Here is a 25267-nt window from a genome sequence, read left to right on the forward strand (position 1 = left end):
TTACTCCCCCATTACAAACTGTTCACTGAAGCGCTTATCGCCTTCAACCAAATCATGCATATCGTTAATATCGTGACGAAGAAGCAGAGTCCTCTCCAAGCCGACACCAAAAGCAAAACCGGTATACACTTGTGGATCTAAACCTGCAGACTTCAACACATTAGGGTTAACCATTCCGCAACCGCCCCATTCAATCCAGCCTGGACCGCCCTTTTTATCTGGGAACCAAAGATCCAGCTCAGCACTAGGCTCAGTAAATGGGAAGTAGCTTGGTCGCAAGCGGCTCTTTGCATCTGGACCAAACATCGCAACAGCTAAACGATCGAGAACACCCTTTAAATCAGCCATTGTTAAATGCTTATCTACAGCCAAAGCTTCACATTGATGGAAAACTGGAGTATGCGTTGCATCCAGTTCATCAGTGCGGAACACTCTACCAGGAGAAGCAATATACAGAGGAACTCCACGCTCAATTAACGCACGTACTTGATCAGAAGAAGTTTGCGTGCGCAAAACCATGTTTGAACCAACAAAGCCTGCAGCATCCTTAGCTTGATTACCCTGAACGTAGAAAGTATCTTGCATTTGACGCGCAGGATGATCCGGACCAAAGTTCAATGCATCAAAATCAAACCATTCAGTTTCAACTTCTGGACCTGCAGAAATCTGCCAACCCATAGACACAAAGAAGTCTTCAAAATCCTCAATAATACGAGCAATAGGATGACGAGCACCTAAAGGCTTACGATTAATTGGAAGAGTCATATCTACAGTTTCTGCAGAAAGCATGTTAGCCTCTTCAACAGCTTTAATTCGCTCTGTAGCTTCTGCAAAAGCTCGACCAAAATCAGCTCGCAAAGTTGACATCACCTTGCCAACTTCCTTCTTTTGATCCGCAGGCAAAGAACCAATTGCTTTACTTGCAACAGTCATCACTGACTGCGCGCCAGCATACTTAGTTTTAACAGCCTTCAGCTCTTCCATAGTTTGAGCAGCTGTAACGCTAGCAATACCTTCTTTTACTGCTTTACTTACAGCTTTAATATCGAATGGCTTATTATCGGTCACAGCACCTTTCCTATCTGTGTTATACGTATATTCATTGTTTATATACGCTATTGCAAAATATTGCCCAAAGCTATATTTTTCGCTCATGACTCGACATAGCCAAGCCCATAAGCATTACTGCTGCACTTGTTGCAAGGTTCATTGATTCCGCTTTTCCATATATTGGAATTATTGAAATATCGTCAACCTGCTGCAATACTTCTTTAGGTAAGCCTCTAGCTTCATTACCAAATAAAATAGCCAAAGAACTGCTAATAACCTCGGAATTGACTAAAATTTTTGGAAATGGCACAGGTTTAATCTTGTCAGTTCCGTAAATATCAGCTGCAATAACTCGAATATTTGCTTTTGCAGCGCATTCGAACCAGTCTTGAACGCTTAATTGCACTACAGGAAGATGAAATAGTGAGCCAGCAGTCGAACGCACAAGCTTAGCATTCCAACGACTTACGCAATCATCAACAAAAACAACAGCATCGCATCCAGCAACATCTGCAACACGAATAATAGCACCAGCGTTGCCAGGATCTCTTACCTGCCAGCAAGCTGCAATACGAAGAGGCTTAAAATCGTTTTTTACTTTTACTTGTGCTGATTGCTGTAAATTTTTAAACTCACTAAAATAAATATCGTCCAAAGATTTCGAATTAGCAACCGCAACAATTCCCTGTGAATCAGCACTAATTTTTTGCATAATATTCGACTCAACAGGATGAACATAACAAGATCGAGATAAAGCTTCTTTAACTATTTCCCGCAAAGAAGAAAATTGTGAACTTTCCTTTTCATTACCTTCACAAGCATCTTTAGTAACATAAATATCACATAACGAATCTGTGGCATAACGTACAGCTTCACGCACACTTTGCGGACCTTCAACTAAAAAACGCTGCAAATCATGCGACTTTGCGCGACCTAAAGAAACGAGTCTGCGCACGCGCTCACTGTGAGTATTATCAATTAGTTCTTTTAACGGCATAAATATAACTTTACTTCAAAAACAATTACGACACAGGAAATACGCATTCACGTATTTATGCAAACTTGTCACGTTCTTTGCAACAAGACTTATAAGCAAAACCTATAAACTCTATTCATGATGCTCTGACGCACTAGAAGTTGTATAACCCTTAGGCTCAAGCTGGAAAGTAGTGTGAGAGACAGAAACAGGAAAATGCTCGCGCAAGCAGTCCTGAAGCTGGGAAAGCACTTGAGAGCATTGAGACATTGTCATATTAGGATCCACAACAACATGTGCCATAAAAATCGGCATACCAGTAGAGACAGTACTAGCGTGCAAATCATGAACTGCAAGAACATGAGGAACATGCTCTAGATGTTCACGAACTTTGTTTAAATCAAGACCTTCAGGAGTCTGCTCAAGAAGAACCTTAACAGCATTCTTAAGAAGCTTTAACGCACGAGGAATCATAAGAAGCGCAATAATACCGCCAGCTACAGCATCAAAACCTGCCCAGCCTGTACTCATCATTACAATAGCTGAGACTACAACTGCAACAGATCCAAGAGCATCGTTCATAACCTCAAGAAAAGCAGCACGCATATTCATATTGTCTTGCGATTGAGACATAAGAATTACAAGAGAACCTAAATTCGCAGCTAAACCAAGGATACCAAAGAATAGCAGCTGATTTACATCGTGAATGCCTTGATGGCCACTACCAAAAAGACGCATTCCAGCTTCAACAAGAGCATACACTCCTACAAGCAGTAAAATAAGAGCTCCCGCAGCAGCTGTAATAACCTCAAGACGCGCCCAACCCCACGTGCGCTTACTATTTGGACGACGACGCATAAGAATTGCAGTAACTGTTGAAGCTGCAAGAACCGAAATGTCTGTAAGCATATGACCTGCGTCTATAAGAAGCGACAAAGAATTGGTTATGAAAGAACCAATTACCTCAGCAAAAAACACAGTTGCAGTAAGAGAAAGCGTAAGAAGCAAACGATGCTGATGCGCATGACTTGCGTGAATTGCTTCTGCTTGGGAAGCTGCGTTGGCATTGTTGTAATTAGTATCGAAAGAGTTGGCATTTGCATTCGCACTGCTTGAGTGTGAATCAGTGTCACTAGTTCGAATTACATCGTTATGATTATGCACTTTCCAGCCTCCTAAAATATTAAAATATTTGGACGATATTGTTTCTCAATATCATTCGCATTTTGCCTTATACGTAATGAACCCCAGCCTAAGCCGGGGTTCAAATTACTAAACAGTCATATCTACAACTATGTAATCACACACCGTCAACATAAGCGTGTAAGCGAAAACTGACAAACTGAAACTGTAAGCGGAATCTGGTCATTCCCCCAAACCTACAGCGTATAACAAGTTGCCCACGCTCGTCTGATCTGCCTGCTTTCCGACAGTAACGCAGTACCGTTTCTGCACCAATGTCTCATTTCGTTGGTTTTGAGACACTCGCGCAGATTGCATGCTGCGATATGGTCTCTCACATATTAACTCAATCTTATTTGACCATCATCGTCTACGATTTTGCCAGATTTCAGCAACATATCCAAAGCATTATCTAAAGCTTCAGTATCAGATCTTCCTAACCGCTTCTTTCCATATTGCCCAATCATAAAGCGATATAAACCATCCTTTGCCACACTAACATTTTTGCTAATAATCTCAAGCATTCCTTCGCCAATCTCTTCAGGTGCAATTTGCTTAAAATCGCGGAGAATATCACCAGGCAATCTGAAAGCAATATGGGCATCCTTTAAATACATAAAACCATTACGACGAATGATGCCAAAATCTTCACAGCCTCGCATTTTTATGTCAAAACTTTTTTGCACAGCTGAAGAAACTTTTTCACGCTGGAAATACCAAACAATTCTCTGCAAAAGAAGGTTTTCTGAAAGAGGAGCTTCAACTTCTAGAATATCCTTAACAATTTCTTTGAAACCTATGCTCTTATGCTTGTCAAAAATATCTTTACAATCTTTAGTACTGCTAGCCATCTTATATTTTTCAAAAGAAAAATGATTATTAACAACAGGTTGCGTAATATCATAAAGATTTTTTGCAGACTTTTCTTTTAAACTGCTCATATTTTCTTCGTATTTATTAGAAAAATCTGCATGCGTAACATGCTTACCATGAACGGAATCTCGAACGTGCATGTCATCAGAGCTGGGATTAGATGAAACCTTACCTTCATTAGATAGCTCCAAGTTACTATCATCAGAATTAAATTCATGAATATACTGAATTTTTACAGCATCATTAGCAACATGCAGAAGCTTCTCTTGCTCAACTAGTTTATTTCTAAACCACTCAGTCGACCAAATTCTATAGAATTTCCAACCCATATTTTCCAAAATAGTCTGTCGAAGCCTATCGCGATCACGAGCATTCTTGGACGAATGATATGTAGCACCATCACACTCAATCGCCAAAACATAGTCGGAACTATTGCGAATCTTTAATCCAAGATCAATCCTGAATCCAGAGCATCCTACCTGTGTGTCTACAGAGAACCCATGATTTCGTAAGAATTCACACACTTCAAATTCAAAGTCTGAATCAAACTGATCTATGTTTCCTACACTCTCATTGCGCTCTAAAGCGATCTCACCATTTTCAGCAAAATCAAGATACTCTCTCAGAAGTCTAACACCTTCTGATTTCGTGCGGCTTAGATCTATATCAGTAGCATGCATAGAAGAAGCAACTTGAATATTATATTTTGCTCTTGTAACAGCAACATTCAAGCGTCTTTCGCCACCTTCTTTATTTAAAGGTCCAAAATTAAGCGAAAGTATACCTTTAGAATCAGGACCATAGCCAATGCTGAATATAATAGTGTCACGCTCATCACCTTGAACAGTTTCAAGATTCTTTATGAAGAACGCATCCTCTTTGTTCTCATCAAAGAAAAACTCTTTTTCTGGAGTAGATTGACGCCTCCTAAACAACAATTTGTCAATAAGATTTTGCTGACTTTGACTAAATGCAACAACACCCAAACTTCTATTAGGATATTTATCAATGTTCTTATAAATCAAATCAACAACGTACTCAGCTTCTTTCCTATTGTTATGAGAAGAACGATCAAATTCTCCATTGGCATAGTAATAATCAATTCCTAGACCCTCAGAATCAGACTGAGCAGATGGAAAACTTATAAGCTTATTATCATAAAAATTCTTGTTAGAAAATGCAATAAGCTGCTCACAGCGACTACGATAATGCCAGATTAATCTGACCTGCGGCAAAACAACAGAAGCTAAGTCTAATATAGAATCAAAGCTTCTTATATCGTCATCATCTTCGTCATCATCTTCACTATTATTTATAACAGTGCTAAAGAAATTAGTAGGTGGCATTTGCTTAGAATCACCAACAATAATAGCTTGCTTGGCACGACTTATTGCGCAAATCGCATCCCAAGGAAACATCTGTGAAGCTTCGTCAAATATTACAATATCAAATTTCATAGAGTCATAGTCAAGATACGTGCTAACGCTCAGCGGTGACATCATAAAACATGGCTTAACTTTCTGAACAAGCTCTCCAGCTTCTTTAATAAGTTCGCGTATATTCTTTTTGCTTCTTGATTTCTTATTTTCGCGCAACAGTATACTTAAAGGACTTCCAGATGCAGCGTAATTAGACTCAGGGCATGCAGATGAAAGCTTCTCACGCAACTTTATTCGATTTATTTTAAACTGCTCAATGTCCTTCTCTGCAAATTCTTTTACTGCCCTATCTTGAGAAAGCCTACTAAATTGCGACAAAGAACTATTCTGCCTAATAAGTAAGTCAATCCATTGCAAATAGAACTGCTTCTTAAAAGTTCCAACAATACTGTCTTTATTAACATTATTCTCTATAATATCGTTAATAAACTTTAGCATTCCAAATTTCTTAATTTTATTAAGTAATTCTCTAAATCCACACCATTGGCGCAATTGATCAAATGATGAAAGACAATCCTCAAGTTTAGATTTAGCATCATCAAGCGAAATAGACTGAAAATCAACAATTCCCCTATCAAAATTATTGAAAATATAATCGAAATTTTGAACATTACTTTCATTTAGTATATTGAAAATTTGATTAGAATATTCAATGAACGTTTTACTCTCAGACAAGAAGCTTGAATACTTTTCTAACGGTTCAAATGAGTGTTCATTAGAAAGCATATTTGCAAGCGTATTCATTTGTTCGCTTACATAATCCCAGTTAGTTTCAATACCGTTATACGCTGAACCAAACATTGATTTAACAGAAGCTTCGATATAATAGTACTCACTAACTGCTTTCTGATAATTTGATAGAGTTTCCATTAAAAGAACTAACTCATCATATTTAATCTTTTTGCCTATTTTTTTGCATAGTCGTACATCAGAAACAATCTTTTTATAATCAGAGTTAAAAATTCTAGATATTGCACTATTAAGATGTTTCAAATCGTTGAGATTTTTTAAACCATCTAACTTATAAATGCCATCATTGTAATCAGACATCTTTTGCAACGAAACATGTATCTCATCACTTAGCGCCTTCAATTTTTGCAAAGAATCATAGGCAATATTAAAATTCTGCCTGTTTAAAAGAGCAGGAGTAATCAATAACGATTCACCAATGAATTTAAAGAAATAACCCCAAAAAACAGAATCCTTAAAGCTTTTACAGCTAATGTTATATCTTTCAGACATAACACCTGTTACAGTAATCAATTCTCGCAGTGCGTCAACTAAAGAAGAAATACTACTTTTTATTCGCATCTCTTCTTGCAAAGAAATGTTCTGATTTATATATCCGTACCAAGGGTTATCACGGTAGTCATACCCTATAGTAGGAAGATAATCCACATATTCTGTTAAAAGATTAGTAGCAGTATCTAGATAATCTGTTCCTAATTTAGATATATCTTGAACCTCACATATAATATCAGCATTTTCATCAAATTTTGCAAGACGCTCATATAAATCATATAAACTCTTATTAATTACAGGATTTATTTTGTGGAGATTGTAATCATAAGAATCCAATTTCTCTTTTGCTTTTACTTTAACATTTATTTCCTCATCAACTTTTAGTTGATTAATTTCATTCTTTTGAATATCGAAGTTATTACATATATCTTTAATAACATCTTTCTTATTGGCTTTATTTGAATGAAGTTGAAGGCAGAAGTCAGCAATACCTGTCTGCTGCATTTTGTTATATACAACTTTTAGCGCAGCAAGTTTTTCTGAAACGAATAATACTTTTTTGCCATCATTAAGACATTCAGCAATGATATTTGTTATTGTTTGACTTTTACCAGTTCCTGGAGGGCCTTGCAAAACAAAGCTTTTACCAGATTTAGCCATTTCTATAGCATCAATTTGGCTAGAATCAGCGTCAACAACATTGCATAAATCAATTATTGAATCCTTACCAGCCTCAGACTCATCTATATCTTCATCAGATTCATCATAAGAATCTGCAGAACCACCTAAAAGCTTATTGACAATTAAATTATTAAGAATCTTATCTTTATTATTCTTAAGATCCATATACATATTTATTTTTGCGAAAGAAAAAAGTCCGATCTTACATTCTTTACTTATTTCCCAACCTAATTTAGAAACTAAATCTTGAACACTTTCAAAATATTCTTCTAGAGTTGTTCCATTTTTATATTCCGGAAGAGTTATGCCATACTCGTTATTGACTTTGAGCGAAAATGTTTCATTTATGAGAATTTCATCATCAAGTACAGATATTATGTACGGATCAGTAAGAGATTTATTTGTTATCTGTATAGGAATTAAAAGTATAGGAGCATAACGGACAGTATCAGCGTAATTAGTATCTTTCCAATGAATAAATCCAAATGCTATATACGCAACATTTATACCGGTTTCTTTCATAATTTCATTGGAAGTTTTCATAATATTTCTTGCAGCAGCTACAGGCTTACCGTAAGTGCTATACGCAAGAACTTGTGAGGAACTTATTTCATTAGAGAATCTATTAAGAAAATCGTTTTTGTTATAAATACGTTTATTTTCTCTACTATCTGAATTTGTATCTGACACAAAAGAATCGTCATAATCATTATTCTCATCGTCAAGAATCTGCGCTGGATCAAATATTGTAAAAGGATTTGGATTATCTGAAGAAAATTCTTGGAAAATCTCTTCGGCACTTGGTTTTAATATTTCTAAAGTAGATAATTTACGATCTTTAAAACTTACAAGATTATTTCGCTTGCCAGTATCCAATAATTGTTCTGCCCACTTATCTATACGCTTAGATAACTCAATTAATTGTTTGGCTTCCATCTGCTCTTTACCTCACAAGCAACGTTGGTAACAACTCAATTGGAATAATTTTAACTCTAAATACTTTCTTTTTATCTACAAAAGCAGAGTTTTAAAAAAAAAAATAATCTATAAATAATTTTGAAGGACAGCAGCAAAGACTACTGTCCTTCAAAAAATTAATATTCAAATATTCTTAGAGCAAATCTATTGTCTACCCCAACGAGGTCTATCGCCATCACGGCTTCTACATACCATTGGAGTTCCCTTAGTTGTTATACCAGTAGCTCCTTCTTCTGAACAGAAAGATCCAGGATGTACATAATTTTGAGATGCCGAAGGTTGATCATCCTGAGACTGCTGAGGAACGTTATTATTTACAGGCTGCTTATGCTTGACAACCGGAGGACGTTTTTGTTGAGCTGCATTACGAGCTTCCTCATCTTCCTTATTTTTTGCCTCGATGCTTTCATTAACAGCTTTTACAGCATCAGGAATTGCATCAATATCACCATTGTCTATTGCTGCATTAAGGTCATCAATCACTTTAGGATCTTTAACTTTACCTACTGCATCATCCGCAATTTTTTTCGCTTCACTAAAAACATGTTTTCTATATGAATCCTGAACATCATTAGAAACCTGTTCTAGTTCTTTTATTTTATCTTTGTACACTTTTAGCTGATCATTAAGTTCTTTATTTGATTTCTTAATGTCATCTTTATTATCTGCTAAGCATGAAATAGTAGGGAAATCTACATTCTTAGCTTCATCCAATACAGAATTTAAGTTATCCAATACTGACGAATCTTCTACATCATCAGAAGAAATTTGACCAGTTTTATTTTTTGCATCATTTAATGCATCTTCTAGAGCCTTACTCGCAGCATTCACTTTAACTTTCAAATTCTCGCAAGTTTTCTGTAATGATTTAAATTCTGCATTTGAATCCGCACATCCACTAAAACAAACCATAGAAAAAGAAATTAGTACTATGAATGCAAGTGAGCTTAAGCGACGAAACTTTCTATATTTAGAATGAAGAACATTACTGCACTTCCCTAGTGCACAATTATTATCACGAATCATTATAAATCCTAATAAATATCAATGTATTATATGGATTTGCGCTAACAAATCACAGTGGAATTTTAACACAACCCAAGCATAGACTACCCAAAACTCAAAAAGCAAAAAGCGCCACACAGCTAAAAACTGTGCAGCGCTTTGTTTGTGCCTCCGGTGGGACTCGAACCCACAAGCCCGTAAGGGCGTCAGATTTTAAGTCTGATGCGTATGCCAATTCCGCCACAGAGGCAGCAATCACTTATTATGCCATATATCTAAGCAAAGAACAAGCTCAGCGTGTGGCGAGTAACTTTCTTCCCAAATCAAGCGTAATTCCGTCAAGCAAACCATGCTCACTTGCAACAAACGTATCCAAAACCCCACCGTGATCCTCATACGCAGCTTTTGCTAATCTCTCCAACACACGGCTCCAAATCACTGCTCCACCGCCGACAACATCCACACGCCCTGGGTGAATCGTCGCATACGTGCGCCTGCAGTCCCTAGGCATACGCAAAAAGCGATTATTAACAGCATAAGCCTGCTCTAATCCAATATGCACACCATCGACAGCAGTATGATCATAATGCTGCAATCCCATAGTCAAAGCAGCCATAGTTGTCACAGTTCCAGAAACGCCAATAATAGTACGAGCTCGCCCTGCAGGGACAACTTTGAAAGCATCATCAATATGCTTGTCAATATCTTCAATCGCAGCTTGAATTTCCTCTTCCGTAGGAGGATCAGTATGCAAATGCCTTTCAGTCATTCTAACAGAACCAACATTCATGGAGTATGCTGCAGAAACCTTGTGCGCCGGCAAGCAGTCCCCATCCCCTCCAAGCACTAACTCAGTAGAACCTCCACCTAAATCAACTACGAGATACGGTGGCTGCAACTCATCGCGAGACACAACGCTTGTTGCACCAAGGAAGCTAAGAGCTGCCTCTTCAGTACCACTAATAACTTCAGGACGAACACCAAGCTCATCAATCATCATTTGTTCAAAGATCTCACGATTTTCAGCATCTCGTGTAGCTGAAGTTGCCACAAAACGAATCGCATCAACTGGATGTTCTTTCAAAACTTGCGCAAATTCGTGCGCAGCATCCCTCACTCGCTCCAAAGCGTCATCTGCGAAACGATGAGTTTCGTCAATTCCCTGACCTAGTCTAACGACGCGAAGCATACGAGGCACAATATCTTTCATCCCATGCTCAGAAACTTGCGCAATTTTTAGTCGAATAGAATTCGTACCACAGTCAATTGCGGCAACCTGTACTGTTTTTTCTGCACAAGTAGTCGTGTCACTTTTCACAGCTTCGCCCTCTGCAGTTTTATCTTTTGCAACCGTTTCGTCTTCCACAACAACTTCCGTTTCAGTAGCATATGCATCATCGCTCCACGGAGTAGTACAGCGGCACACTTTAGGATCAAACTCATCTTTAATGCGCTCTAACACCATATCACCAATAGGATTTACACCTTTGCCCATTACCAATGTTTGCGCAAGCAAAGCATGCAAGCATTTAACACGAACTGGCATTCCACCAGCGCTCATCTGACTAATATGCTCTTCACTATCCCCCAAAGACACAGCTAATTCATGACGGAATTCCAAATAATACTTATGTGCACGCTCATATTGTTTCTTTAGATCTTCGTCCGATTGTAATAGCTCGTTATATTCTCGCATAATACCGTCTGCTTCGACGCGAGACACCGCTTTTACAGCTTCAGGACAGGTAAGGTAGCATGTAGTTGGGAATGGTGTGCCATCTTCTAAGCATGGTCTAGTAATAACAGCAAGAGGTCTACCACAAACGCAACGCGCACCAACAGCTACCATTCCTCTAGGGAATCTTCCAAGTTGCTTTTCAACAATTGTACGCTCAGCATCACTTGCAGGTGTAGTAAATAAACGTTTCACAGCTTCTTCTGGAATATATTTCTTATTACTGTTCTGCATTTTATCTGAACTTTCTTGGCTGTTAGCCATGCGTTTCTACTCCTGTTAAAGCTGTTTTACAAATAAATAATCTTTTACTTTATCAGTTTATATATTTTATCAGTTTATATGTTATAAAGATGGCACAGTATCTGGTTTGTCTGCTTTATGTATTGCATACATTAAGTCACTATACCAAGGCAAGACTGAATGAGTCTTAGTTTCGCTATTTTCTTGAGCAAATTCATTCGAAACTTTTCCAGTTACTGCTTCAGGATGCTCTACGCGAACAGCCTGCTCACCGGGAAAAATAAAGCCGAGACGATCTCTAGCTTGAGCGGTAACGTATGCTTTGTCTTTCCATCGGTCAATATTATTATCCAACGTACGTTTTTGTTCACGTAAATCACTTTCTTCACGCTGAAGTGCATGAAGCTCAGATAAGCTTAACGCATAATTTCTAACTGTTGAAATGCACTCAATTGAACCAACAGTAACTACAAAAACCATAAATAAAAACACAAGTGGTCCTGAAAGTAGTCGACGCTGTTGCAATGGTGCTACATCTTCACCTAATGCTGTTTTACGACGCTTTTTCATAACCATACTCTCTAAATTACTTGATGTATTCGACGTGAAAACATCATACATTCCGCTAGTATCTTACGCGCTTTTAGATGCAAAATGCTGTTGTGCCACATTTACAGTCACGCTACATTTACAGTAACTCACATTTATTCGTTATTAAAATTAAAAAAACTGACGAACAAAACTGCAAAAAAATATTCAAATTTTTCTACTTAAACCAGTAATTTCTATTAATAACATCGATCATTTCGACTAATTGCTTTGTTTCTGCAATATCATGAGCACGTATTACACGTCCACCAGCCATAAACATCGCTGTTTCTGCAACTAAAGTGACAGGCAAACGATCTTCTTTATCTAAATTAAAAAGCTTCTTACCAAAGCCTTTTCTAGAAATCGCAACCAGTATTGGTCGACCAAAACGATGCAATTGATTAATATTGCGCATCATTGCATAATCTTGTTCACCATCAGCAACCTTTGCATAGCCAATTCCTTGATCAAGAATAATCCTATTTAAGTCAACTCCTCCATCAACAAGCATTTTTAAATTATCGCTAAAGAATTGACACATAACCTTTGTTAAATTGTCATATTCTGTATCTCTATTGCTATGCATTGTTACTAATCCAACGTTAGAATCTGCCATAAGCTTTACTTTTTCTGGAGAATCAAACGCACGAACATCATTTATAATATCTACGCCAGCTTCAATTGCAGCTTTCATTACAGGTAACTTGTAAGTGTCTACTGCTACAGCAATTTGAGGATAATTTTTGTGAATATACTTAATAGCAGGTATAACGCGACTTATTTCCTCTTCTGGAGTAATTTCTAAATAACCGCCAGGTTTTGTAGTTTGACCGCCTACTTCTATAACATCAGCACCAGCTTCAACTATTTCTTTAATATGGCTATTTACTTCGTCTTCACTTTGGTACTTGCCGCCATCATAGAATGAGTCAGGAGTAATATTCAAAATCGCGTAAACTATCGGCTTGTCAAGTGTATCAAAGCAGAATCGCCCTGCATTCCACACAATTGCTTTTTGCTTTAATAGCGAGCGCAAACTTGCAAGTAATTCTTGATCTTCGTACCATGCTTTTTCGCACTCTTGCATAAAAGGTTTAAGAGCAATAAGCGGCAAAATGAAGTCAATAGAAGACTCGGAAACTTTGATAGCTGTATCAAAATGATCGAGAAAATCAGCTACTTTGCTTAAATCGTTTTCGCTAATATTTTCCCACGTGCATAAAATTTTTTGATTTACACAAAGATCCTGCAGCAACGCTATATCTGCAATACTTTTAGAAGACGCATTCTCCAAATTGCTTTCAATAATTCGCATTTGTATTCTTTCTTTCTAAAACCTCATATTTAAAACTAAATTTATATTCCAAACTAATTAAAAACTTCGCTACTTTCAATAATATTAATCCAATTAGTGTCGCTAGTTTTATTAAGCTTATCTTGGATGAGCTCATGATAATTAGCATCGTCTGCGCTTATTTCAAGCAAAGGAACTAATACGAATCTGCGATTATCTCTTTCTTTGTGCGGAATCGTAAGATTTTCACTTTTTATAGTTTGACCACCAAAATCAATAATATCTAAATCGATTGTTCGAGGACCCCAACGAACTATGCGCTTTCTGTGAAGACGCTGTTCAATATCATGAATAAAATCAAGCAATTCAAAAGCTGTTAAATCAGTGTCCAAGCGTAAAGCAATGTTATAAAAACTGTCTTGCACTACGTCACCAACTGGTTCAGTTTCATACACTGAAGAAACGATAATATTGCTTATATGCGAATTTTGCTTCAATAGCGAAACAGCTTGACGCAAATTAAGTAATCTATCACCTATATTACTTCCAACACTTATGTATGCACTAGAAATCATATTTCCCCCCAAAAAAATAATTCAATTTATAGTTAAAAGTATATATCATGAACAGTTAGGACTAGCCAACTTTATAAATTCAAATAATAAATAAGCTAATATCAAAAATTTTTATAACAAAAATGTCGCTGTAAATTCAATACTCTTGAAGAGCAATCAAACCTACAACGACATTTTCCAATACGCTTTTATCTAAAATCTGTAAAATATTTTAGATTCAAAAGTAGTATTTTTTAGTTATTTTATTTTTTGACTTATCTATTCTGCTTGAGCTTTACTCAAAATTGTATCTGCAGAATGCTGCAACTTTTGCAACTCTTCTTCAGTCAAGTCAAGTTGGCATTGCTTAACAATTCCTTCTCTACCAACAATTGCTGGGTAAGAAAGATAAGAATGGTATTCTTCGCGATAGTTAGAAACAGGCATTTGCTCTTTAGAATCTGAAAGAACTGCATCCACTAAACGAACTGCAGCAGCACCAATACCGTAGTTTGTGTACTTCTTTCCGTAGAACACTGTAAATCCGCCTTCGCGAGTTTCCTCATCAATAGCGTCTAAATCCATGTTCTTTTCTTTAATAAGCTCTGTTATAGGCTGCTCAAAGACTTTAACTGTGGACCACGCAACAAATTGCGAATCACCATGCTCTCCTAAGCTATATCCCTTAACAGCCTTTGGATGCACGCCAAAGAACTTGCCTACTGCACGATGCAAGCGCGCAGAGTCAAGCAAAGTGCCAGTTCCAATAATCTTTTCGTAAGGAAGACCAGTAGCTTCCTTGTAAAGCTGGCAAATAGCGTCGCAAGGATTTGTTATGTCAATCAAAACACCGTGGAATCCAGAAGCCTTAATCTTTGCACCAACTTCTGCAACTTCCTTACGATTATACTTAAGCTCTGCAAAACGATCTGGATGAGGAACGTCCAAAAGCTTTATGTGACCCAAGGCGCTTACGATTACCTCTACGTCTTTTAATGCTTCATAATCATTAACCGTAATATTAACATTAAAAGGCACATTATCCATTGAATCTTCAAAATCCAATGCGTCGGCATTCACCTTTGCCTCGTTTGTATCATAAAGGTACAAATCATCAGCGTGACCGCCAACAACAAGTTGATGCGCTACTGCTGCACCAACGTTTCCCATGCCTATAACTGCGACTTTTCTCATATGAAACATCTCCTTCCGTTTTTAGTTTTCCATAAAAAATAGCACTATTTTGATGAGAATAAAAGTAATGTTAGAAAAATTTATATATTTTTTCAAAAAATCGCTAAAATATACGAAAAACGGCCAATCGCACGAATGCGACTGACCGATTTATGCTACAGTCTAGATCTTAAACAAGACTTACGTAGAACTTATAAAAGCTCTAGCATATTACTTCATATACTTCTTGCAAGCCTTGAATGCGCTGTAACCAGCATATTGAGCAGTAGAACCAAGCTCTTCCTCAATCTCAAGTAAGCGGTTGTACTTAGCAATACGCTCGCCACGAGCAGGAGCACCAGTCTTGATTTGGCCGGTGTTCTTAGCAACAGCAAGATCAGAAATGGTGGTATCTGGGGTTTCGCCAGAACGGTGAGAAACCATGGAAGTGAAGCCATTCTTGGTTGCAAGCTCAATAGCGTCGAGAGTCTCGGTAACGGAACCAATCTGGTTCAACTTCACGAGCAAGGAGTTAGCTGCACCAAGCTCAATACCCTTAGCCAAACGCTTTGGATTGGTGACAAGCAAGTCATCGCCAACGAACTGCAAACGATCACCAAGACGCTTGGTGATTTCTGCCCAATCATCCCATCCTTCTTCCTGGAATGGATCTTCAATGGAAACGATTGGATACTCGTTGATGAGCTTCTCGTAGTAATCAAGCATGTAAGCAGATTCGCGCTCTTCGCCATCGAAACGATACTTACCAGTTTCCTTGTTGTAGAACTCAGAAGAAGCAACGTCAAGAGAAATACCAATCTGCTTGCCTGGCTCGTAGCCAGCGGCTGCAATTGCATCCATGATGTACTTCAAGGAATCCTCATTGGACTTCATCTTTGGAGCGAAGCCACCTTCGTCGCCAAGACCAGTAGCCAAGCCTTCCTTCTTCAAAACATTCTTCAAGGTGTGATAAACCTCAACACCAGCGCGCAAAGCATCGCTGTAGGTTGCGAAACCGTAAGGAGAAATCATGTACTCCTGAATATCGGTTGCGAAATCAGCGTGAGCACCACCGTTCATGATGTTCATGTTTGGAACTGGAAGAATGTGACCATTGGTGCCGCCAATGTAGCGGTACAACGGAAGCTGAGCGGATTCAGCAGCAGCGTAGAGAGCAGCGAGGGAAACGCCGAGAATTGCGTTAGCACCAAGCTTGCCCTTGTTTGGCGTGCCATCAAGCTCAATCATCGTCTCATCAAGAGCGCGCTGATCGGTGGCATCCATGCCAATAACCTTAGGTGCAATTACCTCGTTGACAGCCTTAACAGCTTCCAACGTGCCCTTGCCTTGATAACGGGACTTGTCGCCATCGCGACGTTCCCAAGCTTCAGCCTCACCAGTAGAAGCACCAGAAGGCACTAAACCAATACCCTGAGCGCCATCTTCGGTCTCCAAATAAACCTGAACAGTAGGATTTCCACGAGAATCCAAAATTTCGCGTGCATATACGCTTTCAATAGCTGCCACAACTACTCCTTTATACCTATGGGTTGTGATGACTCTTTTAAGATTAGTGCGTTTTATGGACGTTATATTGAGTACCAGCGTATTTATGCCGTGAACGTTCACAATATTTTGATTCAACTCGAGTCATATGAGCCAATTGTATATTTTTAAGCAATATTGTTTATAAATATCGATTTAAAATATACTTGTCCATACCCTTAAGTGATAATGACCTCAGACACGGGGTGCGCAACTACATCGTGCCAAACAACAATACATATAGTGTTGCGCTGAGAATACACTCGTTGAACCTGATATAGCTAAAACTATCGAAGGGATTGTCGCATGACTTACAGTTCGCCTAATAAAGCGAAGAACATATTGAAGATTGCATTTAAAGCGGTATCTTCATGTAAAGTGTGGATTTCAACTATCCTCATTTTGGTTTTGTGGTTTTTCACAACTCTTTCTCCAACCGAAGACCGTTCTTTGCCATCCCCATATGAAGTAATACAAGCTTTTATTGATTTAAACAACGAAGGCATATTATTAAAATCCTTAGGAATAAGTATTTTACGAGTTCTTTTAGGACTTTTGTTAGGAATTATTTTTGCTGTTCCTGCAGGCGTACTTGCGGGAGGCAGTAAGCTTGGCAATATTGTAGTTGATAAACCAAGCCACATGTTGAGGTCAATTCCATTCCCGGCTTTAGCTCCAATATTAATAATTTTCCTCGGAATAGATGAAACGATGAAAATAGCGCTTATAGCTGTTGGCGTTTTTGGACCTATGTACGTTAATATTCGCGACGGAGTGCGTAATATTGATCCGAAACTTCTCGAATTAGCGCAGGTTTATCACGTTAAAAAATCTACTATTTTTATATCTATTTTGCTTCGCGGTACACTTCCAAGTTTTATGACAGGTTTGCGATTTGCAATATCTGTAGCATGGGTTGCATTAGTGACTTGCGAAACAGTCAATTCTTCTATTGGAATTGGATACATTCTTTCAAGAGCGCAAGAATTCTTTAGGCCAGATCAAATGATGGCATGCGTTATTATGTACGCAATTGCAGGTCTTGGATCTGAGCTTACTGCAAACATATTAGAGTATCTTCTTATACCCGAACGCAGATTAGATAGAAAATCACGCCAATAATCTAGTAGTATCAACATTTTTCTAAAGTTAACTACTTTTTAAAATGCATTAAATTGCTTTTTAAGAATCAGTCAATATTTAGAATCAACAACCAAATAATAACAACCAAACAAACAACAGATAAACAAAACAACAAACAAAACAACAAACAAAAGGAACTATATATCATGGCTAATTTAAAAATGCGATTTTCTAAAAAGAGCATTATTGCATTAATCTGCGCTGCTTGTGCAACTGTATCTCTTGCAGCTTGCGGAAGCTCACAAAAATCATCAAACGCTTCTTCAAAAGAAGATGCTGGAACTATGAGAGTTGCTTATCTTTCTACAGCAAATTATTTAACTACTTTGAAAAATGAGAAATTCCTTCAAGAAGAATTTGGTAAATCTAAAGTAGTTTACACTGGTCCTTACACTCCAGTTGATGGTCTTACTGCTGTTATGAGCGGAAATGCAGATGCTACAACTACTGGAACCGGACGCTTCATTGATTTGATTGCTGAAGGACAACCATGGGTAGCTTTTGCGCTCGAATATTACAATGGTGATTCTCAAGGAATCGTTGCATCCGCAAAAAGCGGCGTGAAAACACTAAAAGACTTATACGGAAAGAAAGTTGCTATTATTCACAACGGTGATACTGGCGATTACATGCTTCACCGCGCATTTGATAAAAGCGGTTTAGACGTTTCTAAAGTTAACAAAGTTGAGATGAGCCCTAAGAACTTCCAGGCAGCATTTACTTCTGGACAGATTGACGCAATTTCCTCATTCGATCAGAATCTTGCTGCAGCAATGACAACTCCAGGCGCAAAATTGCTTGTAAATGCTAAAAAGTACGGCAATATGAACGTTACTATTCACATTGTTTCTAAGAGCTTTGCCAAAAAGCATCCAGATCTTGTTAAGAAGATGTACAAGGCTCTTGTTCGCGAAGCAGAAAAGTCTCATAAAGAAAACAATGTTATTGGAAACGCTTACAAGCAGCTCGGAGCAAGCGAAACTATTATTAAGCAAATTGAAAAGTTTGACAATCCAACTATTCGTCCAATCGATGAAAAAGGTTTGAAAATGATGGAAACTCAGGCTAAAGAATACGTGAAATATGGTTTAATTAAGCAAGCTCCAAAGAATTTGAAAGATTCTGTAATGGATTGCACAAAGTAAATTAATTCATTTATCTATAAAACACATATTCATAAAAAACAAAATTAAATATCAAAATAAAATAACATATAACTGATTAATCAAAATTAAAACAAAGTTATATAACAAGATTATATAAACATGATTTAGAGCAACGCAGTAGGAGTAAATATGAACACTCAAATAGAAGAAAACTATGCGACTAAAGATAACTCTTACTGCGTTACTCTAGAACATATTGGCGCGACTTTTAAAAATAACGCTAAAATATTACGAGATATAAATCTAAATATTAAAAAAGGCGAATTCGTATCTCTAATAGGACGCTCAGGATGCGGAAAAACCACTCTTCTTAAAGTTATTTCAGGATTAATCAAACCTGATTCTGGAACAATAAACGTCACACAACATCAAGCAATAGGTTTCCAAGATGCAAGATTAATACCATGGCTAACAGTAAGTAAGAACGTAGTTTTCGGCATGCAAGGAAACAAATCAGAACTAAAATCTATTGCAGAAAAAGCTCTTAACGATATGCAACTTAATAATTATGGTTCGAAATGGCCATCAGAACTTTCAGGTGGTCAAGCCCAACGAGTCTCATTAGCTAGAGCTTTAGTTCATAATCCTGAATTACTACTTTTAGACGAGCCTTTCGGAGCATTAGACGCTTTAACTCGTTTAGACATGCAAGATTTGCTTGATAATCTAAGACAGAAACATGGTTGGACCACAATAATGGTCACGCACGATATTTCCGAAGCAGTAAGACTTTCTGACAGAATTCTTATGATCAAAGACGGAATCATCGAGAAAAACTGGAATATTAATCGAAGCCAACTTGATACACAAAAGCGTCCAAATAATCACGTTGAAATAGAAGATGAACTACGCATGGCATTGCAATAAATATTTTTAACACTTATATTGCAACAGATATTACAAATCACCACGCTAAGTCTTCAAGTAATTGCTTAGACCACTTAAGAATATCTGATTCACTCATTGAACCAGACCCGAGTGAAGATTCAAAAGGAGCTGGAACAATAAGCATATGAGTAAGAGGACGATACTGCAATCCTCTATAAATACGCTTCAAACGCATCATCACAGACTCTTTTGGATCGACGCCAACAACTCGCACTGATTTTCCTTGAGAGCTGATTTGCGTAATACCAATCTCGCGTGCTTTAAAACGCAAACGAGCAACATCACACAAAGACTCAAATTCTTCAGGCGGATTACCAAAGCGATCAAGAAGCTCATCGTGAAGTTCTCGCAAATCACTATTATCCTTAGCAGCAGCAAGCTTCCGGTACGCTTCCAAACGAAGCTTGTCAGAAGCAATATAATCAACTGGAAGAGAAGCCTCAACAGGAAGATCAATAGTTACACAAACAGGCTCAACTCTTTCAGGTTCCTTATATTTTTCAACAGCTTCAGAAACCATACGAACATACAAATCAAATCCAACACCCTCAATGTGGCCACTTTGCTCATCTCCAAGCAAATTTCCAGTTCCGCGCAATTCCAAATCTTTCATCGCAACATCAAAACCAGAACCAAGTGCAGTATGCTGAGCAATTGTTGAGAGTCTATCGTGAGATTGTTGCGTCATAGGCTTTGAAGGATCATACAAGAAGTAAGCGTAAGCACGCTCATGACCTCTACCTACTCGACCGCGCAACTGATGCAACTGGCTTAAACCGAATCTATCTGCATGGTCGACAATAAGTGTATTCGCATTAGAAATATCAAGACCTGTTTCAATAATCGTTGTACAAACAAGCACATCAATATCTCTATGCCAAAAATCACGAATAACAGCATCGAGCTGCTTCTCGCCCATTTTTCCATGAGCAATAGCAACACGGACATCTGGCACAAGCTCCTGAATCTTACTTGCAACAGAACTAATATCTTCAACACGATTATGGACGTAAAAAACTTGACCGCCACGTAACAATTCACGCTTAATGCACGCAGCAACTTGAGAATTATCATACGCACCAACGTATGTAAGCACTGGAAGCCTATCTTCTGGAGGAGTTGCGAGAGTAGACATTTCACGAATACCAGTTACAGCCATTTCAAGAGTTCTAGGAATTGGCGTTGCCGAAAGACTTAATACGTCAACGTTTGTGCGCAAAGCTTTGAGCGTTTCCTTATGTTCCACACCAAAACGCTGCTCTTCGTCAATAATAACCAAACCTAAATCTTTGAACTTTATACTAGGATTCAAAAGCTTATGCGTTCCAATAACAACGTCAATGCTTCCATCTTGCAATCCAGCTAAAGTTTCTTCAATCTCTTTAGAAGTTTGGAATCTACTCATTGCAGCAACTTTTACTGGGAATCCTTCAAATCGATTTGTAAAAGTCTCGTAATGCTGTTGAACAAGCAAGGTCGTTGGAACTAAAACAACAACTTGCTTAGAATCTTGCACTGCTTTGAAAGCTGCACGTAACGCAATTTCAGTTTTACCAAAACCAACATCTCCACAAATTAAGCGATCCATTGGGATTGGCTTTTCCATATCTGCTTTTACTTCGTCAATAGTTGTAAGCTGATCAGCAGTTTCTTGATAAGGAAATGCGTCTTCCAACTCTTTTTGCCAAGGTGTATCTTTACTAAATGCAAATCCGCGAGATTGCTGCCTTGCTGAATAAAGTTTAATAAGATTTTCAGCAATTTCATGAACATGCTTTTTAGCTTTTGCTTTAGTTTGAGCCCAGTCGGAACCGCCGAGCTTGTTAAGCTTTGGTATTTCTGCACCAATATATTTACTCACTAAATCAAGCTGATCTGTTGGAATAAACAGCTTATCGTTAGGAGCATTACGTTTGCTAGGAGCATATTCAATTACTAAATATTCGCGAGTTGCACTACCACCCGAAACAGCAATATTACGTTGTTTCATACCAACAAAACGTCCAATACCATGCTGCTCGTGCACCACGAAATCACCAGGCTTTAGTTCCATTAGGTCGATTGCTTTGCGCCTGCGTTTTGGAGTTTTTAGTTGAGCTGATGCAGAAGATTTACCTGTCAGATCACGCTCTGTAAGAATCGCAATACGCGCAGCATTGTCAATGAAGCCATCCGAAATACTTGAGCGCACTGTAGTAAATTCATGTACACCAGTCGCATATATAGCGCGTCTCAAGCGTGCAAGAGTACCAGAAGCCGCTGCAGTAATAGTTACAGCAAAACCATTGTCGACAAGAGAAGTGATACCACCAGAAACTTTCGATTCATCTCCTCGAAACTCTTGTGGCGCCGATGCTGGCAAAGCAATATTTCCATAAATTTGATTGTCAACACCAAAAGATGTTAATTTCCATACATCATGATTAGACAATTCTAACGATGAAATCGTTTCATCAAAATCCAAGAAATTAGCTTGATCGAATGTTATTGGAGCTCCAGAACCGTGTCCAGAAGCAGCAACATGCCAACTAGCTGCTAAGAATTCGTTAGCTGTAGCAGTTACGTCATCTGCAGCTCTACGGCATTTTTCGGGATCAGATAGAATAATAACAGATTCCTTCGGAAGCATATTTTGCACTGATTCCATGCGATCCACTAGTGCAGGCAACAAGGACTCCATACCTTCTACAGGTATAGAATTTGCGATTGATTCAAGCATATCGTCAGCATTTGGAATTGCGCCAATAAGAGAACGCGCGCGCTTGCAAATTTTTTCTGTAATCTGAAGCTCACGGCAAGGCGTAGCCCAAATGCTTGAAATATTATTGCCATAAGTACGCTGATCAGAAGCATGAAATTGCTTTATAGTATCAATTTCATCACCAAAAAATTCAATTCTCACAGGATGTGTCATCGTTGGCGCAAAAACGTCAATAATTCCACCACGAACAGCAAACTCTCCACGTTCCATCACCAAATCAACACGAGTATATGCGTTTTCTACCAAACGTTTCACAGCATATTCAAGAGTTAATTCTTTTCCGCACTCAAATAACAGAGGATCTATATCACCAATGCCTTCAACTACAGGCTGAATAAGCGATCGCACAGGCATAACCAACACGCGAATCGGACCAAAAAGTGATGTGTTATTTTCAGGATGACAAAGCCTACGAAACACTGCAATCCTGCTAGCAACAGTATCTGCCCTAGGCGAAAGCCTTTCATGAGGTAACGTTTCCCACGCTTCTAATTTAGCAACGTCTTGAGCATCACCATCGTACCAATCACGCACAGACGCAATAAAATCTTCAGCATCTCTACTCGATGGAACAATAACAACAACTGGCTTTTTCTTAGCTAATGCAGCAACAATAGCAGAACGAATTCCAATAGGAGAAGAAATTGTTAAATCTTCACTTATTGAATCTAAATCTTTACGATTTTTATTTGCACTTTCGCAACAATAATCAGATATCGCATCAAGATCATATTCAGATAAAGCTTTAAAAAGTGAATCCTTAGTTGATAAATCATTAAGAATATCTCTCAAGCTTATTACTGAAATATCATCAGTATTATCATTCTTGTTGTTTCTGGTATTAGACCTGCTATCAGCGGCCATTAAACTTCTCCTGCGTTGCTGCTAATCCATGGAAAATAATACTTTCTGCAGCATCAGCACCATCTGCTAAAAAGTTTGGAAGATCGGATTTTTGAGCTGCAGCAAAACCTCCAAGAACCCAATTGACGGTATTATCGTGCGCGTGAGCACCACGCTGCGCATGACCAACACCCATTCTCACTCGAGAATATTGAGGAGTACCAAGAGAGCGATCGATAGAACGAATACCGTTATGTCCTCCAGCAGAGCCTCCTGCTTTTACTTTAATGCGCCCAAAATCTAAATCCATATCATCGTGAATTATCACAATATGATCCGGTTCTATTTGATAATAGGAGCTTATAGAAGATACTGCAGCACCAGAATCGTTCATAAAAGTCAACGGTTTAGCAAGGAAAAACTTTGCTACGCGACCATCAAGATTCATAACACCTTTGCCAAGTTTAGCTAAACCTTTGTGATCCGAAAGAGATACTGACCAACGTTGTGCCAAAACGTCTGCAACCATAAAACCCATGTTGTGTCTAGTACCCTCATATTTTGTACCAGGATTTCCCAAGCCAGCAATAAGCCAAAAATCCGATGCCATGGCAGACCACTCCCCATTCAAATATTTAGCAAAACAACAAAACGGGCGCATCGATTGTAGCTGAACGTAAAATTACAACTACTCGATACGCCCTTATATACTTCAGCCTATTCTATCAAGACTCAAGTCATTATGTTATTTATTTCAAAAATTCGTCAGTAGACAATTCTTTTGCTTGCGGAGTTTTATGAGTTACTTTGCCTTTAGAATCAGTGTAAGCACCTTCCTTACTTAAGAAGTTAAAGTAAGCTTGAGCGCCTTTAACATCAGTGGTTCCGAACACAAATTTTCCGCTCTTAATATCCGCGCGATTGCCCCAATATTGACCGTCAACAATCATCTTCATGCTACGCTGAACAAACTTTATGTCGAGATTAGCATCTTTTGCTTCTTTCACAAGAATTTCAGAAGCCTCATCAGGATGTTCATAAGCATACTCATATCCGCGCTTTGCAGCTTTAACAAATGCTCGAACAAGCTTAGGGTCTTTAGCTACAGTACGCTTATTTGCGATTATTCCAATAGTATCTGGCTGACCTGGTACACCGTAGTCGCCCTCCATGAAGCAGCGAAGCTTTGGTCCAAACATTTCAGACTGTACACCTTCCCAAGTGCCGTAAAAACCACCAAAATCAGCTTTGCCAGATTCAAGAGTTCTAAAAGTTGAAGTTCCAACAGTCACTTTGTCGAACTTACCTTGACCACCATCGTGTTGAATCATCCTACGAATTACAGCATCACCTTCAGCTGAACCAAAAGTTGCAAAAGTACGACCATCAAAATCTTTTGGAGAATGAATTTTATTGTTCGAAGCAAGTGAACACCAAATAGCACTTGGCTTTTGCTGAACTTGCATAACTTGCTCAAGATTTGCTCCCTTTGTTGAAAAATCAGCAGCATTTGTCAAAGTACTAAGAGCAAAATCAGCAACACCACTATCAACTGCGTGTTCCGAACCAGTCTGAGCAACAGCAAGTATATTGACATCTAATCCAGCATCTTTAAACCATCCTTTATGCTTAGCAACATAAATACCAATATGATTAGTATCCGGTGCCCAAAATAGCATAAACGACACTTTACGAAGATTTGCATTCTTACTACTACTTGCAGATCCACATGCCGAGAAAGAAAATACGCAGCACGCAGAAAGAACAAACGCAAGAGTACGCTTTACAATACGCATATTCATGAGTTCCCTACTTTGTTTCTTGTACCGTTCTTCTGGGAAAGTGACACGAACTCGGCAGAAAACGGTAACAAAGGACCTAGCCCGCGCCGTTCAATGCCCCTGC

17 protein-coding genes, 1 tRNA gene and 1 riboswitch are annotated in these 25267 nt (G+C 38.4%); of the genes, 3 read left to right on the forward strand and 15 right to left on the reverse strand.

Going from position 1 to position 25267, the window contains the following annotated elements; translation table 11 throughout:
* The 12 genes from pheS to eno all read right to left on the reverse strand — a co-directional run bounded on the left by pheS (nt 1) and on the right by eno (nt 16543).
* Nucleotides 1-1068, reverse strand: a complete 1068-nt coding sequence (pheS, locus tag P0108_RS05715; protein WP_033888768.1) for a phenylalanine--tRNA ligase subunit alpha — start codon at nt 1066-1068, stop codon at nt 1-3.
* A gap of 70 nt (nt 1069-1138) precedes the next feature.
* Complete coding sequence (locus P0108_RS05720; protein WP_064621642.1) at nt 1139-2047, reverse strand: TrmH family RNA methyltransferase; 909 nt, start codon at nt 2045-2047, stop codon at nt 1139-1141.
* A gap of 111 nt (nt 2048-2158) precedes the next feature.
* Nucleotides 2159-3190 carry a cation diffusion facilitator family transporter gene (locus P0108_RS05725; RefSeq protein ID WP_116994785.1) on the reverse strand — a complete coding sequence of 344 codons (1032 nt, stop codon included), beginning with the start codon at nt 3188-3190 and terminating at the stop codon, nt 2159-2161.
* Between the two features lie 359 nt (nt 3191-3549).
* A complete protein-coding gene (locus P0108_RS05730; RefSeq protein ID WP_119522866.1) occupies nt 3550-8379 on the reverse strand; it encodes a DUF4011 domain-containing protein in 4830 nt (1609 codons plus the stop codon).
* Nucleotides 8380-8565: 186 nt separating this feature from the next.
* Nucleotides 8566-9264 (reverse strand): hypothetical protein, encoded by a 699-nt coding sequence (locus tag P0108_RS05735; RefSeq protein WP_473046686.1) that lies wholly within the window; start codon nt 9262-9264, stop codon nt 8566-8568.
* A 328-nt stretch (nt 9265-9592) separates the two neighbouring features.
* Nucleotides 9593-9676 (reverse strand) — tRNA-Leu (locus P0108_RS05740).
* Nucleotides 9677-9718: 42 nt separating this feature from the next.
* Nucleotides 9719-11395 carry a DUF501 domain-containing protein gene (locus P0108_RS05745; RefSeq protein WP_473046752.1) on the reverse strand — a complete coding sequence of 559 codons (1677 nt, stop codon included), beginning with the start codon at nt 11393-11395 and terminating at the stop codon, nt 9719-9721.
* A gap of 111 nt (nt 11396-11506) precedes the next feature.
* Nucleotides 11507-11980, reverse strand: coding sequence for an FtsB family cell division protein (locus P0108_RS05750; protein ID WP_119504393.1), 474 nt, complete (start codon nt 11978-11980; stop codon nt 11507-11509).
* A 190-nt stretch (nt 11981-12170) separates the two neighbouring features.
* Complete coding sequence (gene folP, locus P0108_RS05755; RefSeq protein WP_119522870.1) at nt 12171-13310, reverse strand: dihydropteroate synthase; 1140 nt, start codon at nt 13308-13310, stop codon at nt 12171-12173.
* Nucleotides 13311-13363: 53 nt separating this feature from the next.
* Nucleotides 13364-13864: a 2-amino-4-hydroxy-6-hydroxymethyldihydropteridine diphosphokinase gene (gene folK / locus P0108_RS05760; RefSeq protein ID WP_004119382.1), complete on the reverse strand. Its 501-nt coding sequence runs from the start codon at nt 13862-13864 to the stop codon at nt 13364-13366.
* A gap of 258 nt (nt 13865-14122) precedes the next feature.
* Entirely contained in the window at nt 14123-15037 is a 915-nt protein-coding gene (locus P0108_RS05765; RefSeq protein ID WP_012914093.1) for an L-lactate dehydrogenase, read from the reverse strand.
* Between the two features lie 210 nt (nt 15038-15247).
* Complete coding sequence (eno, locus tag P0108_RS05770; RefSeq protein WP_004111411.1) at nt 15248-16543, reverse strand: phosphopyruvate hydratase; 1296 nt, start codon at nt 16541-16543, stop codon at nt 15248-15250.
* A 210-nt stretch (nt 16544-16753) separates the two neighbouring features.
* A riboswitch (TPP riboswitch) is annotated at nt 16754-16878 on the forward strand.
* Here eno and P0108_RS05775 point away from each other — a divergent pair.
* The 3 genes from P0108_RS05775 (at nt 16868) to P0108_RS05785 (ending at nt 19737) form a co-directional block, all read left to right on the forward strand.
* The gene (locus P0108_RS05775; protein ID WP_473730859.1) at nt 16868-17683 is read left to right on the forward strand and encodes an ABC transporter permease; all 816 of its coding nucleotides are present in this window, start codon (nt 16868-16870) and stop codon (nt 17681-17683) included. (Overlaps the previous riboswitch by 11 nt.)
* 167 nt (nt 17684-17850) lie before the next feature.
* On the forward strand, nt 17851-18849 hold the full coding sequence (locus P0108_RS05780) for an ABC transporter substrate-binding protein (RefSeq protein WP_119522874.1): 999 nt from the start codon (nt 17851-17853) through the stop codon (nt 18847-18849).
* 150 nt (nt 18850-18999) lie between these two features.
* Nucleotides 19000-19737, forward strand: coding sequence for an ABC transporter ATP-binding protein (locus P0108_RS05785; RefSeq protein WP_119522876.1), 738 nt, complete (start codon nt 19000-19002; stop codon nt 19735-19737).
* A gap of 37 nt (nt 19738-19774) precedes the next feature.
* On the opposite strand, the gene mfd is transcribed toward P0108_RS05785, so the two are convergent.
* The 3 genes from mfd to P0108_RS05800 all read right to left on the reverse strand — a co-directional run bounded on the left by mfd (nt 19775) and on the right by P0108_RS05800 (nt 25164).
* The gene (gene mfd / locus P0108_RS05790; RefSeq protein WP_288231112.1) at nt 19775-23383 is read right to left on the reverse strand and encodes a transcription-repair coupling factor; all 3609 of its coding nucleotides are present in this window, start codon (nt 23381-23383) and stop codon (nt 19775-19777) included.
* Nucleotides 23373-23972: an aminoacyl-tRNA hydrolase gene (gene pth / locus P0108_RS05795; protein WP_004111397.1), complete on the reverse strand. Its 600-nt coding sequence runs from the start codon at nt 23970-23972 to the stop codon at nt 23373-23375. Before pth ends, mfd begins: the two co-directional genes overlap by 11 nt.
* Nucleotides 23973-24111: 139 nt before the next feature.
* Entirely contained in the window at nt 24112-25164 is a 1053-nt protein-coding gene (locus P0108_RS05800; RefSeq protein ID WP_004111395.1) for an ABC transporter substrate-binding protein, read from the reverse strand.
* Between the last annotated feature and the right edge of the window lie 103 nt (nt 25165-25267).

It is taken from the genome of Gardnerella sp. c10Ua_244, assembly GCF_055818055.1.

Coding starts and splice junctions, on each gene's coding strand:
- P0108_RS05720 (WP_064621642.1), bottom strand. CDS start 2,047: ATGCCGTTAAAAGAACTAATTGATAATACTCACAGTGAGCGCGTGCGC.
- P0108_RS05730 (WP_119522866.1), bottom strand. CDS start 8,379: ATGGAAGCCAAACAATTAATTGAGTTATCTAAGCGTATAGATAAGTGG.
- P0108_RS05745 (WP_473046752.1), bottom strand. CDS start 11,395: ATGCAGAACAGTAATAAGAAATATATTCCAGAAGAAGCTGTGAAACGT.
- P0108_RS05750 (WP_119504393.1), bottom strand. CDS start 11,980: ATGGTTATGAAAAAGCGTCGTAAAACAGCATTAGGTGAAGATGTAGCA.
- folP (WP_119522870.1), bottom strand. CDS start 13,310: ATGCGAATTATTGAAAGCAATTTGGAGAATGCGTCTTCTAAAAGTATT.
- folK (WP_004119382.1), bottom strand. CDS start 13,864: ATGATTTCTAGTGCATACATAAGTGTTGGAAGTAATATAGGTGATAGA.
- P0108_RS05765 (WP_012914093.1), bottom strand. CDS start 15,037: ATGAGAAAAGTCGCAGTTATAGGCATGGGAAACGTTGGTGCAGCAGTA.
- P0108_RS05775 (WP_473730859.1), top strand. CDS start 16,868: ATGACTTACAGTTCGCCTAATAAAGCGAAGAACATATTGAAGATTGCA.
- P0108_RS05780 (WP_119522874.1), top strand. CDS start 17,851: ATGGCTAATTTAAAAATGCGATTTTCTAAAAAGAGCATTATTGCATTA.
- P0108_RS05785 (WP_119522876.1), top strand. CDS start 19,000: ATGAACACTCAAATAGAAGAAAACTATGCGACTAAAGATAACTCTTAC.
- mfd (WP_288231112.1), bottom strand. CDS start 23,383: ATGGCCGCTGATAGCAGGTCTAATACCAGAAACAACAAGAATGATAAT.
- pth (WP_004111397.1), bottom strand. CDS start 23,972: ATGGCATCGGATTTTTGGCTTATTGCTGGCTTGGGAAATCCTGGTACA.
- P0108_RS05800 (WP_004111395.1), bottom strand. CDS start 25,164: ATGAATATGCGTATTGTAAAGCGTACTCTTGCGTTTGTTCTTTCTGCG.